At 59.0% G+C, this 15,808-nt stretch carries 17 protein-coding genes; 10 read left to right on the forward strand and 7 right to left on the reverse strand.

The genetic code is table 11. The features are described 5' to 3' along the window. Positions 1 to 3 precede the first annotated feature (3 nt). Positions 4 to 1,749 carry an arginine--tRNA ligase gene (gene argS, locus ACP15L_RS02190; RefSeq protein WP_425082955.1) on the reverse strand — a complete coding sequence of 582 codons (1,746 nt, stop codon included), beginning with the start codon at positions 1,747 to 1,749 and terminating at the stop codon, positions 4 to 6. Between the two features lie 131 nt (positions 1,750 to 1,880). On the opposite strand from argS, the gene ACP15L_RS02195 reads away from it, so the two are divergent. Beyond that, a complete protein-coding gene (locus ACP15L_RS02195) occupies positions 1,881 to 2,426 on the forward strand; it encodes a hypothetical protein (RefSeq protein WP_425082956.1) in 546 nt (181 codons plus the stop codon). Here ACP15L_RS02195 and ACP15L_RS02200 read toward each other — a convergent pair whose 3' ends face one another. Continuing rightward, positions 2,427 to 3,569 carry a deoxyguanosinetriphosphate triphosphohydrolase gene (locus ACP15L_RS02200; protein WP_425082957.1) on the reverse strand — a complete coding sequence of 381 codons (1,143 nt, stop codon included), beginning with the start codon at positions 3,567 to 3,569 and terminating at the stop codon, positions 2,427 to 2,429. Positions 3,570 to 3,645: 76 nt separating this feature from the next. Between ACP15L_RS02200 and ACP15L_RS02205 the strand changes: the two genes are divergently transcribed. Beyond that, positions 3,646 to 3,969 carry a HesB/IscA family protein gene (locus tag ACP15L_RS02205; RefSeq protein ID WP_425082958.1) on the forward strand — a complete coding sequence of 108 codons (324 nt, stop codon included), beginning with the start codon at positions 3,646 to 3,648 and terminating at the stop codon, positions 3,967 to 3,969. A gap of 281 nt (positions 3,970 to 4,250) precedes the next feature. After that, the gene (gene xth, locus ACP15L_RS02210) at positions 4,251 to 5,030 is read left to right on the forward strand and encodes an exodeoxyribonuclease III (RefSeq protein WP_425082959.1); all 780 of its coding nucleotides are present in this window, start codon (positions 4,251 to 4,253) and stop codon (positions 5,028 to 5,030) included. Between the two features lie 2 nt (positions 5,031 to 5,032). Here xth and ACP15L_RS02215 read toward each other — a convergent pair whose 3' ends face one another. Together ACP15L_RS02215 and dksA are read right to left on the reverse strand one after the other, a co-directional pair. Further along, positions 5,033 to 6,184, reverse strand: a complete 1,152-nt coding sequence (locus ACP15L_RS02215; RefSeq protein ID WP_425082960.1) for an FAD-dependent oxidoreductase — start codon at positions 6,182 to 6,184, stop codon at positions 5,033 to 5,035. A gap of 70 nt (positions 6,185 to 6,254) precedes the next feature. Next, positions 6,255 to 6,677 carry an RNA polymerase-binding protein DksA gene (gene dksA, locus ACP15L_RS02220; protein ID WP_170374347.1) on the reverse strand — a complete coding sequence of 141 codons (423 nt, stop codon included), beginning with the start codon at positions 6,675 to 6,677 and terminating at the stop codon, positions 6,255 to 6,257. Between the two features lie 371 nt (positions 6,678 to 7,048). Here dksA and ACP15L_RS02225 point away from each other — a divergent pair, with 371 nt between their 5' ends. The 5 genes from ACP15L_RS02225 to ACP15L_RS02245 all read left to right on the forward strand — a co-directional run bounded on the left by ACP15L_RS02225 (position 7,049) and on the right by ACP15L_RS02245 (position 11,148). Beyond that, complete coding sequence (locus ACP15L_RS02225; protein WP_425082961.1) at positions 7,049 to 7,894, forward strand: AAA family ATPase; 846 nt, start codon at positions 7,049 to 7,051, stop codon at positions 7,892 to 7,894. A gap of 77 nt (positions 7,895 to 7,971) precedes the next feature. Beyond that, positions 7,972 to 8,421 carry an N-acetyltransferase family protein gene (locus ACP15L_RS02230; protein ID WP_425082962.1) on the forward strand — a complete coding sequence of 150 codons (450 nt, stop codon included), beginning with the start codon at positions 7,972 to 7,974 and terminating at the stop codon, positions 8,419 to 8,421. Continuing rightward, a complete protein-coding gene (locus tag ACP15L_RS02235; protein WP_425082963.1) occupies positions 8,418 to 9,782 on the forward strand; it encodes a DUF2927 domain-containing protein in 1,365 nt (454 codons plus the stop codon). Before ACP15L_RS02230 ends, ACP15L_RS02235 begins: the two co-directional genes overlap by 4 nt. A gap of 7 nt (positions 9,783 to 9,789) precedes the next feature. Further along, positions 9,790 to 9,960, forward strand: coding sequence for a hypothetical protein (locus ACP15L_RS02240; protein WP_170373958.1), 171 nt, complete (start codon positions 9,790 to 9,792; stop codon positions 9,958 to 9,960). Between the two features lie 3 nt (positions 9,961 to 9,963). Then, positions 9,964 to 11,148 carry a vWA domain-containing protein gene (locus ACP15L_RS02245; RefSeq protein WP_425082964.1) on the forward strand — a complete coding sequence of 395 codons (1,185 nt, stop codon included), beginning with the start codon at positions 9,964 to 9,966 and terminating at the stop codon, positions 11,146 to 11,148. Positions 11,149 to 11,171: 23 nt separating this feature from the next. Here the strand turns inward: ACP15L_RS02245 and ACP15L_RS02250 are convergent, their stop codons facing one another. Further along, positions 11,172 to 11,570, reverse strand: a complete 399-nt coding sequence (locus ACP15L_RS02250; protein WP_425082965.1) for a hypothetical protein — start codon at positions 11,568 to 11,570, stop codon at positions 11,172 to 11,174. Positions 11,571 to 11,840: 270 nt separating this feature from the next. Between ACP15L_RS02250 and ACP15L_RS02255 the strand changes: the two genes are divergently transcribed. After that, complete coding sequence (locus ACP15L_RS02255) at positions 11,841 to 13,187, forward strand: hypothetical protein (RefSeq protein ID WP_425082966.1); 1,347 nt, start codon at positions 11,841 to 11,843, stop codon at positions 13,185 to 13,187. An 85-nt stretch (positions 13,188 to 13,272) separates the two neighbouring features. Continuing rightward, positions 13,273 to 13,959: a M48 family metallopeptidase gene (locus ACP15L_RS02260; RefSeq protein WP_170482987.1), complete on the forward strand. Its 687-nt coding sequence runs from the start codon at positions 13,273 to 13,275 to the stop codon at positions 13,957 to 13,959. A gap of 70 nt (positions 13,960 to 14,029) precedes the next feature. On the opposite strand, the gene ACP15L_RS02265 is transcribed toward ACP15L_RS02260, so the two are convergent. Both ACP15L_RS02265 and ACP15L_RS02270 read right to left on the reverse strand, forming a co-directional pair. After that, positions 14,030 to 14,572 (reverse strand): RSP_2648 family PIN domain-containing protein, encoded by a 543-nt coding sequence (locus tag ACP15L_RS02265; RefSeq protein WP_425082967.1) that lies wholly within the window; start codon positions 14,570 to 14,572, stop codon positions 14,030 to 14,032. Beyond that, a complete protein-coding gene (locus tag ACP15L_RS02270) occupies positions 14,569 to 15,771 on the reverse strand; it encodes an RSP_2647 family RNA methyltransferase (protein WP_425082968.1) in 1,203 nt (400 codons plus the stop codon). Before ACP15L_RS02270 ends, ACP15L_RS02265 begins: the two co-directional genes overlap by 4 nt. Positions 15,772 to 15,808 lie beyond the last annotated feature (37 nt).

Genomic DNA, 15,808 nt, shown 5'->3' on the forward strand with positions numbered 1-15,808 from the left:
TGGTTACCGCATCTCCTGCGCCGGAGTAACGCCAAGAATACCCAAGCCTGCTGAAATCACAACAGAAACGGCACGGGCCAATGCGATTTTCGACTGGCTTGTGGCAACATCGCCATCCTGGATGAAGCGCAGCTGAGTTTCTTCATTGCCCTTGTTCCACAGAGCATGAAAATCCCCTGCCAATTCATACAGATAGAACGCAACGCGGTGCGGTTCGTTAGTGCGCGCGGCAATTTCCACAAGTCGTGGCCATTCAGCCAGTTTCTTGGCCACAGCCAGCTCTGAGGCATGCTCGATCTTGCCCAGATCCGCGCCCACAAGGGTCGCATCATCGGCGGCAATTTCGGCTTCAGCGGCGCGGCGCAGCACGCTCATGACGCGGGCATGGGCGTATTGCACGTAGAACACGGGGTTCTCACGGCTCTGCTCCAGCACCTTGTCGAAATCGAAATCCAGAGGCGCGTCGTTCTTGCGGGTCAGCATCACGAAACGGGTCACATCCGGCCCAACCTGATCGACCACATCGCGCAGGGTGACAAAGTTCCCGGCCCGCTTGGACATCTTGAACGGCTCGCCATTCTTCCACAGCTTCACCAGCTGGGTCAGCTTGATGTCCAGCGGCACCTTGCCGTCAGACAGAGCTGAAACGGCAGCCTTCATCCGCTTGACATAGCCACCATGATCCGCGCCGAACACGTCGATCAGCGCGTCAAAACCACGGGTCACCTTGTCGTAGTGATACGCGATATCCGGGGCGAAATAGGTCCAGGCGCCATCCGATTTCTTGACCGGGCGGTCGACGTCATCGCCATGTTCGGTCGATTTGAACAGGGTCTGCTCGCGCGGTTCCCAATCCTCAGGCTTCTTGCCTTTAGGTGGCTCCAGTACTCCTTCATAGATCAGGCCTTTGTCCGTCAGGGACTGCAGCGCGGCCTCAATCCGGCCCGTGCCATAGAGGGATTTCTCCGAGAAGAACACGTCCATCTCGACGCCCAGTGCCTTCAGGTCCGCGCGGATCAGGTCCATCATCGCGTCGGTGGCGAAGTTGCGCAGATCTTCCAGCCATTCGCTCTCGGGCTTGTCGATCAGGCTGTCGCCGTATTTCTCTTTCAGCGCCTCACCGATCGGGATCAGGTAGTCGCCGGGATAGAGACCCTCGGCAATCTCGGGGCTCAGACCATTGGCTTCGCGGTAGCGTTCATAGGCCGAGCGCGCCAACACATCCACCTGCGCGCCACCGTCGTTGATGTAGTACTCACGCGTCACGTCATGGCCGGAATAGGCCAGCAAACTCGCCAGAGCGTCCCCGAACACCGCGCCCCTCGTATGCCCCACATGCAGCGGGCCGGTCGGGTTGGCCGAGACATATTCCACGTTGACCTTCTGCCCCTGCCCCATAGTCGAGCGGCCATAGTCTGTGCCCATCTCCAATACGCGCGCAAGAACACCCTGCCAGACACTCGCGGCCAGACGCAGGTTCAGGAACCCGGGCCCCGCAACCTCAGCGCTGGTGATCCGGTCATCGGCGGCCAGCTTGACTGCCAAAGCGTCCGCAATGTCGCGCGGCTTCATCTTGGCGGGCTTCGCCAGCACCATCGCCGCATTGGTCGCCATATCACCATGCGCGGCATCGCGCGGCGGCTCGACCGCCACGTTGTCAAAGCTCAACCCCTCGGGCAGAGCGCCTTCGGACTGCATCTGCGCCAACGCGTCCAGTACAAGGCCGCGGATCTCGAAAAACAGGTTCATTTCGGATGTCCTTTTGCTTGCCCGGCGGTTTACCACGCAAAGCGTCAAGGTCAATGGAAGGCGTCGGTTTGGGCTTGGATTGTCCCCGAACACGGCTAATTTGGGCAGGATTGCAAAACCGGAGACGACCCATGCGCCTAGTCCTGCCCCTTGTCCTTGCCCTAGCGACGCCCGTATGGGCCGAGATGCCTGCGCCCAAGGGGCACGTTTTGCTGACATTGGGTGGCGCAGTCTCTGAGACCAACCTGCCGGCACGCGGCGAGAATGACGGCGGTCTGCTTGGATACTTGGAGGTCACGCATAACGGAGCCGCCGGTTTCGACACCGCGATGCTGGACGCGCTTGATCAGACCGAAATCACGATATCCTACGGCCCAGAAGGCAACAAACGCGAGATCACGTTCTCTGGCCCTCTTCTTTCGGCGGTGATGACCATGGCCGGGGCCAAAGGGAAAACCGCGAAACCCATGGCACTGGACGGCTATCAGGCCGAAATTCCTTGGAGCGGTATTGAGGCCCACAACCCCATTGTCGCGACCCATGCGGACGGCAGCCCGATGGGCATCGGCGGCTATGGCCCAACCATGATCGTCTTCCCCCCAACCGACGACGCTGATCTGGCTGCGGAACAGGCCGGTCAGCAGGTCTGGGCGCTGGCCTATATCGGGATCGAATAGTTACTGGCCTGTCAGGCGTTTATGATCCTGCAGCGCAAACCGATCAGTCATGCCCGCGATGTAGTCTGAAACGATCCGCGCCAGCGCGGTCTCATCCTGCGCCGCTGCGATATCGTCATGCCAACGGGTCGGCATCTGCTTGGGATCATCCAGGTAGATCGGGAACAGGTCTTCGACCACACGAGCCACTTTTTCCCTAACCTCCATCACACTTGGGGCGCGATACATCCGCGCGAACAGGAAGGCGCGGATTTCCTTGAGTTGCCCCCAAAGCCCGTCGGAAAACTGAATGACCGGAGCGCCATAGTGCCTAATATCCTCAACCGACTGCGCCCCCGATCCGGCAATAAGCTCCCGCGACGTATCAATCACATCCGAGACCATAACACCAAAAACCCGTCGCAACGCCTCATGCCGGCGGCGATACGGGTCAAGCCTGGGATAGGCCCGGTCAACTACCGCATAGCACTCTCCTACAATCGGGAGTAGCTGGATTTCATCGTCAGAGAACAGACTGGCCCGAAGCCCATCCAGTAGATCGTGGTTGTTATAGGCAATATCGTCCGACAGGGCCGCCACCTGCGCCTCGGCGCTGGCATGAGTGTGCAGTTCCAAATCGAACCCACCATTACACTCGGCCAGAGCCCAAGGAAGCTCTCCGGTCACCGGTCCGTTGTGCTTTGCGATCCCTTCCAGACATTCCCATGTCAGATTGCAGCCGTCGAACTCGGCATAGTGGCGCTCCAGCTTAGTAACGATACGGATGGCCTGCGCGTTGTGGTCAAAACCCCCATAGGGAGCCATCAAAGCATGCAGCGCATCCTCACCCGTGTGACCAAAAGGCGTGTGACCCAAATCATGTGCAAGCGCGATGGCCTCGGTCAGTTCAGGGTTCAGGTCCAAAGCACCCGCAATAGTCCGCGCAACCTGAGCCACCTCGATCGAATGCGTCAAGCGGGTGCGGTAGCTATCGCCTTCATGTTCGACAAAAACCTGCGTCTTGTGCTTAAGCCGCCGGAACGCGCTGGCATGAATGATGCGATCCCGATCACGCTGGAAGCATGACCGGAAACTGCTTTCCTCCTCAGGCACCAACCGCCCCCTTGCGCGGCCTGGATCCGAGGCAAAACCCGCTCTGTCCAAAAGTCTGGTCCTTGTCGCCTGTCGATAGGTTTCATATATTGTACGTTGGTTGGGAAATAAACCTTTGGAGTCCGGCATGAATCTGCCTCCGACAGTCACAGAACGAGCGTTTGAGCGCCTTGCTGAAATCGGTGCCGCCAATCAGGGTCAGGCCTTGCGTGTCGCCGTTGAAGGCGGCGGATGTTCCGGTTTTCAATACGAAATCGCGTTGGACGAACCGAAAGAAGACGACCTTGTGCTGGAAGGCAAAGGCCAAAAGGTGATTGTCGACTCGATCTCCCTGCCCTTTCTGGAAAATGCGGTCATTGATTTTACCCAGGAACTGATCGGCGCACGGTTCGTGATCGAAAACCCCAACGCAACATCCTCCTGCGGATGCGGCACGTCGTTTTCCTTGTAAACAACGTGGGGGCTTTGCCCCCACACCCCCAGGATATTTTCAGCCAGATGAAGCAGGGATCCGCTCTCCGACCTCAACGCCGGAGAGCTTCACCTGGCGCAGTCATCGGCGTCCCCGCCTGTACCGCTCCTCTTTCTTATCGCCAGATTGGTTAAGGATCCGTTTCTTCATCTGGCTAAAAATATCCCGGAGCGCGAGGCAGAGCCTCGCAACCCCATCCACCACCTTGCCGCTGGGGTCATTCTGGGCGATAGGTTGCCAACAGCTTCGGAGGATCGCGCATGAAAATCGCCACGTTCAACATCAATGGCATAAAAGCGCGGGCCGAGGCCTTGCCACGTTGGTTGGATGACGCCCAGCCGGATGTGGTTCTTTTGCAGGAAATCAAGTCCGTCGACGAGAACTTCCCCCGCGAAATCTTCGAAGAACGCGGGTATAATGTCGAAACACATGGTCAGAAGAGCTTCAATGGAGTCGCAATCCTCTCGAAGCTACCTTTGGAGGATGTAACGCGCGGTTTGCCCGGTGACGATGAGGATGAACAAGCGCGTTGGATCGAAGCAACGGTTGTCGGCAAGCAGGCGCTTCGGGTCTGTGGCCTTTATCTACCGAACGGAAACCCTACGCCCGGGCCAAAATACGACTACAAACTGACGTGGATGGAGCGTCTGTACGATCGCGCCCGTGACCTATTGGCGAGTGAAGAGCCTGCGTTAATGGCGGGCGACTACAACATCATTCCCCAAGCAGAAGATGCAAAACGCCCCGATGCATGGCGCGAGGACGCCTTGTTCCGGCCCGAGAGCCGGGCCGCGTTCCGCAAGGTCCTGAACCTTGGATTCACCGAGGCGTTCCGAGCCCGCGTGCAAGGTGCGGGCCACTATTCCTTCTGGGATTATCAGGCCGGAGCGTGGAACAAGGATGACGGCATTCGCATCGACCATTTTCTACTGACCCCGCAAGCCGCTGATCTGATGCGGGACTGTCAGATCGACAAAGAGGTGCGTGGGCACGAAAAACCCTCGGACCACGTGCCGGTTTGGGTCGATCTGGACGTCTGAGATCAGACGGTCGGGTCGTAGTTGTAGATCCAGTCATATTTACGCGACAACCGCGGACCTATTGCTGCCAGAACCGCTTGCGCGGCCAGACGCATCGGACCCCGCAGATGAAAGTTGCGTGCGTTAGCAGATGCCGCAGCGACCACATGTTGCGCGCGGCGCTGGCGCGCGGATTCGTAGGCTGCGAGAGCCTGCCTCACACCCGATTGGCTGTCGAAAGAGCGTGCCAGGACCCAAGCATCCTCAAGCGCCAGACACGCCCCTTGCGCCATGAAGGGCAACGTCGGATGGGCCGCATCGCCCAATAGGGCCAGGCGTCCGTTCTGCCATTTCTCGGCCACCGGACGCAGGAACAGAGCCCACAGATGCGTTTCTTCGACCTTTGTCAGAATATCCCTCACCGGCCCGCCGAAATCGGCAAACCGAGCGCGCAAGTCGTCGGGATCGCCCGTCACCCGCCAACCCTCCTGCTGCCAGTCCGAGCGTTCTTCAATGGCGACGATGTTCATCAGGCGTTGGTCGCGCAGCGGATAAGTGACGACGTGCCGCCCCGGCCCCATTGTCAGTGAGGCTTGCGGCTTCTCGACCCTGTCCTCCCAAGGCACCGTCGCGCGCCAGGCGATCTGGTGGGTGAAAGCCGGAGCCTCGGGGCCGTTCAGGATTGGGCGAAGGGTGCTGCGTCCGCCATCGGCCGCAATGACACATTCGGCGCGCAGGCGCTGTCCATCATCCAGCACAATCTCGGCCTCGGACGGGTGTTTGCGAACCGTCTGCACGCGCGCAGCAAGGCGTATGTCGACACCTGCGTCCTCGGACGCCTGTCGCAACACCTCCAGCAAATCGGCGCGGTGATAGTAGAATGTCGGGCCCGCCGCCGGGGCTGGAATACGACTGATCACCCGGCCCTTGCGATAGTCGCGCAGTATAGTTCCGTGCGAGAATTGCGCGGCTTCAGGCTGATCCCCCGCAACCCCCAAGGCGCGCAGAACGCACATCCCGTTGGCGCTGATCTGAAGGCCTGCTCCGACCTCGGTCAGCGCTGGGGCCTGCTCCAGCACCGTCACCTGCGCCCCTCGCTGGCGCAGGGCCAACGCCGCCGCAAGGCCGCCAATGCCGCCGCCAACCACGCAAAACTTCAAACCGTTGATCTTCATGGCCTTGCCTTAACGCAAAAACGCCGGAGCGACAGGCCCCGGCGTTTGAATTATTCACATTTCAGGACGATCAATCGTCGCGATGGACCTTTTCGCGACGCTCATGCCGTTCCTGTGCTTCCAGCGTCATGGTCGCGATCGGGCGCGCATCCAGACGCTTAAGCGAGATCGGGTCGCCTGTTTTTTCGCAATACCCGTATTCGCCTTCGTCGATCCGGCGCAGGGCCGAGTCGATCTTCGCCACCAGTTTGCGCTGTCGATCCCGCGTGCGCAGTTCCAGCGCGCGGTCGGTTTCCTCACTGGCGCGGTCGGCGACGTCCGGAATGTTGCGGGTGTTGTCCTGCAGCCCTTCGATCGTGTCGCGGCTGCCTGCGAGTAGTTCTGTCTTCCAGTCCAGCAGCTTGCGGCGGAAATACTCAAGCTGCAGATCATTCATGAAAGGCTCATCTTCGGCCGGACGGTAATCTTCCGGCAGAAAAACTTCCTGCTTCATATTTGCTCCCTCGGTATGGCCTGTAACGTCGGTCACGGGTGTTTCACCAGACATTTGGCTCTCCCTTCTGCGCAGCGTTTAGCCGACGGGCACTGGAATGTCACTACACAAACGTAGAACCGACGCCCCGTCGCAAGCCTTCATCTAAATATGAGACTTAAAACAACAAATCCTTGTTTTTCTGTGAAAATCGACAGGCAATTTCAGGGCATTGTTCAACCCTCGAGAAAGACACCTGCCTGCGAATCATGCAAAAGCGGTTGGACTCGCTGGTAAATTTGATCCACCGACGCAGCGGCCCGGCTTGTCAAATTCCCCATCGCTCTGTAACCCGGACACCACAGTTTCGCCGGAAACAGCAAGAGGACCCGATGACCGCACGTTTTCAAGGCACAGCCGAATATGTCGCCACCGATGATCTGACCATCGCCGTGAACGCCGCCGTCACGCTGGAGCGCCCCTTGTTGGTCAAAGGGGAACCCGGCACTGGCAAGACCGAATTGGCAAAACAGGTCGCTGGCGCGTTGGGTCTGCGCATGATCGAGTGGAATGTGAAATCCACAACGCGCGCGCAGCAGGGACTTTACGAATACGACGCCGTCAGCCGGTTGCGGGACAGCCAGCTGGGCGAAGAGCGTGTGCATGACGTCTCGAACTACATCCGCAAGGGCAAGCTCTGGCAAGCGTTTGAGGCCGACGAAAAAGTCGTTCTGCTGATTGATGAGATCGACAAGGCGGATATCGAGTTTCCCAATGACCTTCTGCAGGAACTCGACAAAATGGAGTTCCACGTCTACGAGACCGGCGACACGATCAAGGCAAAGAACCGCCCGATCGTGATCATCACTTCAAACAACGAAAAAGAGCTGCCCGACGCCTTCCTGCGCCGTTGCTTTTTTCACTATATCCGCTTCCCGGATGAAGCCACGATGCGCCGCATTGTCGAAGTCCATCATCCCGGTATTAAGGATGCCCTGCTGACCACCGCTCTGACGCAATTCTACGAGATCCGGGACACGCAAGGCTTGAAGAAGAAACCTTCAACCTCCGAGGTTCTGGACTGGTTGAAACTGCTGCTGGCCGAGGATCTGAGCGCCGAAGACCTCAAGCGCGACGGGGCCAATGCGCTGCCCAAACTGCACGGCGCGCTGCTGAAAAATGAACAGGACGTGCATTTGTTTGAGCGATTGGCCTTCATGGCGCGCAGTCGACGTTGAACAGGATGTGAGCGCGGCTTGCTTCTTGGCGGTCCGGGTGTCAGCATCCCAGAAACCAAATAAGCAGGACGCATCACTTGGCCAACGACCTCAAAATCCGCCCACTGACCGCCGCGGACAAGGCCCAATGGGCCGACATGTGGCGTGATTATCTTGCATTCTACGAAACCACCCTGCCCGACGCCATCTACGAGACGACATTCGAACGTCTACTGGGCGATGACCCGCAGGATTTCTCGGGCTTTGTTGCCGAACAGGACGGCAAGCTGGTCGGATTGACGCACTTCCTGTTTCACCGTCATGGCTGGAAGGTGGAGAATGTCTGCTATCTCCAGGACCTGTTCGCCCGCCCCGAGGCGCGCGGAACCGGCGTCGGGCGCGCCCTGATTCAGGCGGTCTATGATGAGGCCGATCGTCAAGGCGCTCCGTCAGTCTATTGGCTAACGCAGGAGTTCAATCACACCGCGCGCCTGCTCTATGATCGGATTGGCACCCTGACGCCGTTTATAAAGTACAATCGCGCATGAAGCGGTTTGTCGCCTTCGTTGCAGTGTTGGCGCTGTCGGCCTGTACCACGGTCGAACGGATCGAATTGCCGGACAACGTCAAGGTCGTTGAGCAATCCCTGCCCCCTACCAAGTCGTTCTCGGCGGCGCGGCCGACGCCCCCTGCGCGGTCCAATACGAACATTGCTGCCGATTTCCTGGACCTGCATTTTGCGCTGGAAAGTGGTGTGGAGCTGCCGGTTTTCACCCGGTTCGAAACGCCCGTCACCGTGCGCCTGACCGGCACGCCCACGGCCAGCATGCAGCGCGATCTCACCAGCCTGTTGAACCGCATTCGGCGCGAGGCCAGGATCGACATCCGGCAAATTCCAGAGGGTCAGGCCAACATCACCATTGAGGCCGTCACCCAGCGCGATATTCAACGCATCCTGCCCAATGCAGCCTGTTTCGTGGTCCCAAATTCATCGAGCTTAGAGGAATACCGCCGCGACCGCCGCAAGGCCAAAAGCAGCTGGACCGAGCTGAGTCAACGAGAGCGTCTGGGCATTTTCATCCCTGCAGATGTCAGTCCTCAGGAAATCCGCGATTGCCTGCATGAAGAACTGGCGCAGGCGCTGGGGCCGCTCAACGACCTTTATCATCTGCCCGATTCCGTGTTCAACGATGACAATATCCACACCGTTCTGACCGGGTTCGATATGTTGATCCTGCGGGCGGCTTATTCGCCTGAACTACGCTCGGGCATGACCCGTCAACAGGTTGAGGCCGTGATCCCCGGCCTGCTCAGCCGCCTCAACCCGCGCGGCGACCGGCTACCAGTGCAGCCATTGACTGAAACCCCGCGCGAATGGGTCGACGCGATAAATAAAGCCCTCGGCCCCGGTCCCGGATCTCCCCGACAACTGCGCGCGGCAAAACGAGCGGCCGAGATCGGACGGCGACAAGGCTGGACCGACCACCGCCGTGCTTATCCGCACTACCTGATGGGCCGCATGATCCAGTTTCGCGACCCCGCCGCCGCCTTGCAGAACTACCAGATCGCCCTGCAATTCCTGAACGCCACCCCCGGAACCGAGGTTCACCGCGCCCATGTCACGGCCCAAACGGCCTCTTTTGCGCTGGCGCAGGACAGGGGGCCCGAAATCCTACCCGATCTGAACTCTGCAATTGACGTGATAACACGGGCCGAGAACGCCTCGCTTCTGGCGACGTTGCTGCTGTTGAAATCCGAGGCTCTGAAACAAGCCGGACAGGAGCAGCAGGCACGTGCCGTCAGGCTGGACAGTATCGGATGGGCGCGATACGGGTTTGGCTCGGATCTGGTGGCCCGGTCTCTGGCAGAGGGCGACGCTGGAACGTCGAGAAACAATACAGGCGGATGACAGACGAATGCTCGTAGTAGTGGGAATGGCTGTTTTGGGTGCGATCCTGGGCGTAATGGCCGCGCGCAAGCGCAACGGCAACCGGGCTGACATGGCGCAATACGCGGCCGGTTACGGCATAGCCTTTGCGCTTTTGGGCCTGATCCTGTCTCTGATTTTGGTCCGGTTCTTGGTGTAACCCATGTTCCTGCCCTTTTTCGAAAACCTCAGAAAAGCAGGCATTCCGGTCTCTCTTCGGGAATATCTGACGTTTCTGGAGGGGATGAAAAAGGGCCTGGCCACCTATGATGTCGAGGCGTTCTACTACCTCGCCCGCGTCTCGATGGTGAAGGATGAGCGCAATATCGACAAGTTCGACCGCGCTTTTGCCGCCAGTTTTGAGGGGCTGGGTGAGATCAGTTTTGATCAGGTGTTGGAGGCGGTCGACATCCCCGCAGTCTGGCTGGCCAAGATGGCAGAAAAACACCTATCAGACGAGGAAAAGGCCGAGATCGAAGCCCTTGGCGGCTTTGACAAGTTGATGGACACTTTGCGCGAACGCCTGAAAGAGCAGCAAGGCCGTCACCAGGGGGGGAACAAGTGGATCGGCACGGCAGGGACCTCTCCGTTCGGGGCCTATGGCTACAACCCCGAAGGCGTGCGGATCGGCCAGAAGGAAAGCCGTCACCAGCGCGCGGTGAAAGTCTGGGACAAGCGCGAATTCAAGAATTTAGACGACACTGTTGAACTGGGAACGCGCAACATCAAGGTCGCCTTGAAGCGTCTGCGCCGCTGGGCCCGCGAGGGCGCGGCAGAGGAGCTGGACCTGGACGGCACCATCCGCGCCACTGCCGAACATGGCTATCTCGACGTCAAAACCCGCCCCGAGCGGCATAACGCGGTCAAGGTCCTGCTGTTTCTGGATGTCGGTGGTTCCATGGACCCGCATATCAAGGTGGTTGAAGAGCTGTTCTCGGCCGCGCGGACCGAGTTCAAGCATTTGGAATACTACTACTTCCACAATTGTCTCTATGAAGGCGTCTGGCGCGACAATCGCCGCCGTTGGGACCAACAGATCCCAACCCACGAGGTGCTGCGCACCTATGGCGGCGACTACAAATGCATCTTCGTGGGCGACGCCTCGATGAGCCCCTACGAGATCGCCTACCCCGGCGGCGCCAACGAGCACTGGAACCAAGAAGCAGGCCAAGTCTGGCTGCAACGCGCGCGCGAGCAGTGGACGTCAAACCTTTGGATCAACCCGGTGCCCGAGAAATACTGGGGCTACACCCACTCCATCGGCATGATCCAAGAGATTTTCGAGGACCGCATGGTGCCAATGACGCTGGCTGGGTTGGAACAAGGCATGCGCGAGTTGACTCGCTAGGCGTCACTGCGCGCCGAAGTAGATCAACGCTGCCAAAAACGAGACAAAGTCTTAGATTTTGCCCTCGAAATAGCTTCAGAGGAAACAATCGAAGCAATATTCCCCGCATTTTTGAGATTCGTGGTATAAACCAAATGGATCGACGCTGGGGGGCTGAGATGACCAAATCTAAACTTCGCAACTACTTGACATCTTTTTTGACCGTTTCTGCATTGGTGCTGGCGTCCGGAGCCGTTGCGACTTTTGCCTTTGCGCCGGATGCGGCTTACGCAAAAAACGACAAAGGCAACGGCAAAGGGAACGGAAGGGGTAACGGAGGTGGCAAGGGGAATTCCGGTAAGGGAGGAAAAGACGGGGGCAAAAGCGGCGAAAAGGGAAAATCTGGCAAAAGCAACGGCGCAAAAAATGCCGGTAAGGATCATGGAAAAGCCAAATCCAAAACCCTGAGTTCTCGCAACATATTCGGAACTGGCAACAAGCAGAAAGCGAAGTCCAAAACCCAACGCTCTGGCAACCTATTTGGAAATGGCAAAAAGCAAAAAGCCAAGTCCACAACTCAACGCTCTCGCAACATATTCGGAACTGGCAACAAGCAGAAAGCGAAGTTCCAAAAACCTTCCAACAACAAGTCGCGAAGCGGCAAAGTTCAGAAAACAACACTGGCGAACGTTGGGCGCGAGTTCAAACGCGACGTGGAACAGCTGTTCGGCAAACGCTCACGCGTGCAACCCAAGGCCAGCGGAAAACGCGTAAACAAGGCCTACCGCAAAGCGTCCATTGCTCCGGTCGAATACTCCCCGCGACCGGTTGCCCGCTCGGACTATCGCACCAAGCGATACGACGAACAAAACCTGGACAAGCGTAGATATCGCGATCCGCTTGTGGCTGCGATTACCGACCCGTACGGCTCGGACAAGCTGCGCAATCTGAACGCATCGAAAGCGGCAGCTCCGGCGTTTCGCAACGCGTCTCCCAACAGCAATGTCGGCAAGATCGCGACCTATCAGGCCGCTGCGGAAACCTACTATGACCTGCGCGGAGATCTCTATGACGCGCGGCGCGAGCTACGGGACCTGAATGAAAGCTATGACGGCCGTAGCAGCGACGACATTGCGGACGATATTGCCGCGCTTGATCCTTCAGACCCCAATTACGAGGACGACCTGAACGCGCTTGAGGATGAACTGCGTGACGCCGAAACCTATGAAGAGGCACGTGACGACCTGCGCGCGGATGTCAGGGATTTGCGCCACGAAGCCCGCGACGCCCTGCAGGACGCAGAGACCGCCTTCTTCGACGCGTCCAAAGGCCGGACAGTGACCAAAGGCACTTTGTCTCAGTTCCACGGCTACCTGGATCTGCCGCAGCCGCGGCATCGCTACAAGGATGGAGTAACAATCCAGCCGGTGCCCTACGATCCTGATCGTTACAGATACACCAAAGACGATGCGACTTACGAACAGTGGGATGACAAGCGGGATCTTTATGACACCTATTCGCATCAAAAGAAGGATCGGTATCGCTACTACCGCGATCCGCTTGTGGCTGCGATTACCGACCCCTATGGCTCGGACAAGCTGCGCAACCTGAACGCATCGAAAGCGGCGGCTCCGGCGTTTCGCAACGCGTCTCCCAACAGCAATGTCGGCAAGATCGCGACCTATCAGGCCGCTGCGGAAACCTACTATGACCTGCGCGGAGATCTGTATGACGCCCGGCGCGAGCTGCGGGATCTCAACGAAAGCTATGACGGCCGCCGCAGCGACGACATTGCGGACGACATTGCCGCGCTTGATCCCTCAGACCCCAACTACGAGGACGACCTGAACGCGCTTGAGGACGAACTGCGTGACGCCGAAACCTATGAAGAAGCGCGTGACGACCTGCGCGCAGATGTAAGAGACTTGAGAGTGGATGCACTGGTCGCGGAGAAGGAGGCAGAACATGCCTTTTTCGAGGCTTCAAAAGGTGCCACGTTAACGAAACAGTCTCTCTCTGAATTCCATTCGAACTTGCAGCTTCCTCTGCCGGGTCGGTAGGTTCAGCATTCGGGGCATGTTTTGACCTAGGACTTAACTGCAATTGCGGCTTGCCTAGACTGGGTGAGCCGCCCATATCTATGTCATGCTTCGCTTAACTCCGATCCTTCTGGCGATTGCCTATGGCCTTGTGATGTACCGGATTTCCATCTGGCGCACCCATCGTGAATTGGATCAGAAGTCGACCGAACTGGCTGACCCTGCCCTCAAACGGATGACTGACCGGTTAGCCGCTGCTTTGAATATCGCGCGGGTGCCGGTCTATATCTACGAGATTGACCCGGTGAACGGGTTGGCGGCTCCGGACGGGCGGATATTCATCACGCGTGGGTTTTATCGCAAGTTTCGCAACGGTGAGGTCTCGGCCGAGGAAATGGCCAGCGTGATTGCCCATGAGCTGGGTCATGTGGCCTTGGGACATGCGAAACGGCGGATGATTGATTTCTCAGGCCAGAACGCAATGCGGACCGCGTTGATCATGGTTTTGAACCGGTTCATTCCCTTCATCGGGGCGATGATTGCAAATGCGCTGACCTCCCTGTTGGCGTCGCGTTTGTCTCGGCAGGATGAGTATGAGGCGGACGAATATGCCGCCGCCTTGCTGACCAAGGCTGGGATTGGGATCGCACCGCAGAAATCTCTGTTCCACAAGTTGGAAGACCTGACGCAGCAGCGCGCCGGAATGGTGCCTGCGTGGTTGATGAGCCATCCAAAGACGGATGAGCGGATTGCGGCGTTGGAGGCTTTGGAGCAGCGTTGGGCGCGTGGCTGAGGGTGTGCAGCGAGAGGCCAGCCTCTCGCGCTCTCCGAGGTATTTCTAGCCAAATGAAGAGGGATCCCGCTTAGGTGGTCAGGGCTTTGCCGAGGCGTGGCAGGCGGGCCTTTTTCATGAGCGCGCGTAGGGTCCATTGATCGCCCGAAAGGCGGTTGGCTTCGGACAGGACCGCGTTGGCCGCGTCCGTCATGCCTGTGGGGTCGGTTTGCCAAAAGCTGTGGAGCAGACTGTCTGGGTTGCGGCGCTCAAGGCCTTCTTCGGACAGGATATTTCTGGGGAAGTCTTTGGCGTTGACGGTGACGATGACATCCGCCGAGGCCTCGATGGCCGTTGCCAGAACGTGGATATCGGCCTTGTCGGGCAGCCAGAGACGCTGTTCGATACCCATTGCTACCTTGCGTTCGGCTTTGGGCCAGTGCGCTTGGGCCAGAGCGATCTCGGCGCGGGCCTGTGCTTCGCCTTCGGGGCCGAGTTTGCGGGCGGCGCGGGCCCATTCTTCAAGGATACGCGCGGACCAGATGGGGGTGAAGTGGCCCAGATTAGCCGCGCCCAACAGCATCTCTCGCATCACCGTCGGGTAGATGACGCAGGTATCCAGTACCGCCTTCACAGCCGGTAGAATACGGCTTTGAGGTACCCGCTTTCGGCCAATTGCGGCAATTGCGGATGATCGGGTCCGGCAAAGCCGGTGTGGATCAGTTGCGCCTGTCGCCCGGCCCGTCCGATCCCGCGGGACGAAGCGTCGCGGAAGCGGCCCAAATCCGCCGCATGAGAGCAGGAGCAGAGGCCCATATAGCCGCCGGGTTTGACCAGTGGGGCGGCGAGACGGGCGATGCGTTCATAAGCGCGCAGGCCGGCGTCGAGGGCTTGTTTCGAAGGCGCGAAGGCGGGCGGGTCGCAGATGACGACATCGAACTGCGCGCCATCTTCGCCAAGTTGCGTCAGCACATCGAAAGCGTCGCCTTGGCGGGTCTGGAACCGGTCAGCACATCCGCTTGCTTGGGCCCCTTTGGTGGCTAGGTCCAAAGCGGCGGCAGAGCCATCGACGGATAGTGCCTGTGCCGCCCCTCCAGCCAGCATGGCGAGGCCGAAGCCGCCCACGTGGCTGAACACGTCCAGCACCTGAGCTTCGGGATGCACCAAACGCGCCGCAAAAGCGTGGTTGGGACGTTGATCGTAGAACAGGCCGGTTTTCTGACCGCCGGTCAGGTCGGCCATATAGGTCGCGCCGTTCATGGGAACGGGCAGAGGCGCGTAAGGCGCGGTTCCGCGCAGGGTTTTGTTGACGTCGTCCAACCCCTCCAATCCGCGAGTCCGGCCAGAGGCGTTTTTCAGAACCGTCGTCACGCCAGTCACCTTGACCAGCGCGTCGGTTAGCGCCTCCAGATGCGCTTCGGCCCAGGCGGCGTTGGGCTGTATCACGCAGGCATCACCAAAACGGTCGATGATCACACCAGGAAAGCCATCGGCCTCGGCGTGGATCAGACGGTAGTATGGCGCGTCGAACAGGCGTTCGCGCATCTCAAGCGCGCGGCGCAGGCGGGTCTCGAACCAGTCCGCGTTCAGATCGGCCTTATTATCGCGATCCAGAACGCGACACATGATCTTCGACTCGGGGTTGACCGCGACCAAAGCGATTGGCACGCGTTTGTCATCCTCAAGCACGGCCAGCGCCCCGGCGGGGATTTTGCGCGTGCGCCGATCGGTGACGATGTCATTGGCATAGACCCATGGGAACCCATGGCGCAACCCGCGCGCATTGGCTTTGGGTTTCAGTCGGATACGGGGACGGTCTTCGGCTTGGGTCATGACCGCCTCATAGTCGCGAACAGCCCGAAGGAAAACC

The organism is Ruegeria profundi, from assembly GCF_049800715.1.
In the GTDB taxonomy this organism is placed as follows: domain Bacteria; phylum Pseudomonadota; class Alphaproteobacteria; order Rhodobacterales; family Rhodobacteraceae; genus Ruegeria; species Ruegeria profundi_A.

Bases quoted from the DNA above. Each gene is read 5' to 3' on its own strand.
- ACP15L_RS02235 (WP_425082963.1), top strand. From the start codon at position 8,418: ATGAAGCGGTTTGTCGCCTTCGTTGCAGTGTTGGCGCTGTCGGCCTGT.
- ACP15L_RS02215 (WP_425082960.1), bottom strand. From the start codon at position 6,184: ATGAAGATCAACGGTTTGAAGTTTTGCGTGGTTGGCGGCGGCATTGGC.
- dksA (WP_170374347.1), bottom strand. From the start codon at position 6,677: ATGAAGCAGGAAGTTTTTCTGCCGGAAGATTACCGTCCGGCCGAAGAT.
- ACP15L_RS02270 (WP_425082968.1), bottom strand. From the start codon at position 15,771: ATGACCCAAGCCGAAGACCGTCCCCGTATCCGACTGAAACCCAAAGCC.
- ACP15L_RS02205 (WP_425082958.1), top strand. From the start codon at position 3,646: ATGAATCTGCCTCCGACAGTCACAGAACGAGCGTTTGAGCGCCTTGCT.
- ACP15L_RS02225 (WP_425082961.1), top strand. From the start codon at position 7,049: ATGACCGCACGTTTTCAAGGCACAGCCGAATATGTCGCCACCGATGAT.
- xth (WP_425082959.1), top strand. From the start codon at position 4,251: ATGAAAATCGCCACGTTCAACATCAATGGCATAAAAGCGCGGGCCGAG.
- ACP15L_RS02245 (WP_425082964.1), top strand. From the start codon at position 9,964: ATGTTCCTGCCCTTTTTCGAAAACCTCAGAAAAGCAGGCATTCCGGTC.
- ACP15L_RS02240 (WP_170373958.1), top strand. From the start codon at position 9,790: ATGCTCGTAGTAGTGGGAATGGCTGTTTTGGGTGCGATCCTGGGCGTA.
- ACP15L_RS02260 (WP_170482987.1), top strand. From the start codon at position 13,273: ATGCTTCGCTTAACTCCGATCCTTCTGGCGATTGCCTATGGCCTTGTG.
- argS (WP_425082955.1), bottom strand. From the start codon at position 1,749: ATGAACCTGTTTTTCGAGATCCGCGGCCTTGTACTGGACGCGTTGGCG.
- ACP15L_RS02195 (WP_425082956.1), top strand. From the start codon at position 1,881: ATGCGCCTAGTCCTGCCCCTTGTCCTTGCCCTAGCGACGCCCGTATGG.
- ACP15L_RS02250 (WP_425082965.1), bottom strand. From the start codon at position 11,570: ATGATCCTTACCGGCATTTTTTGCGCCGTTGCTTTTGCCAGATTTTCC.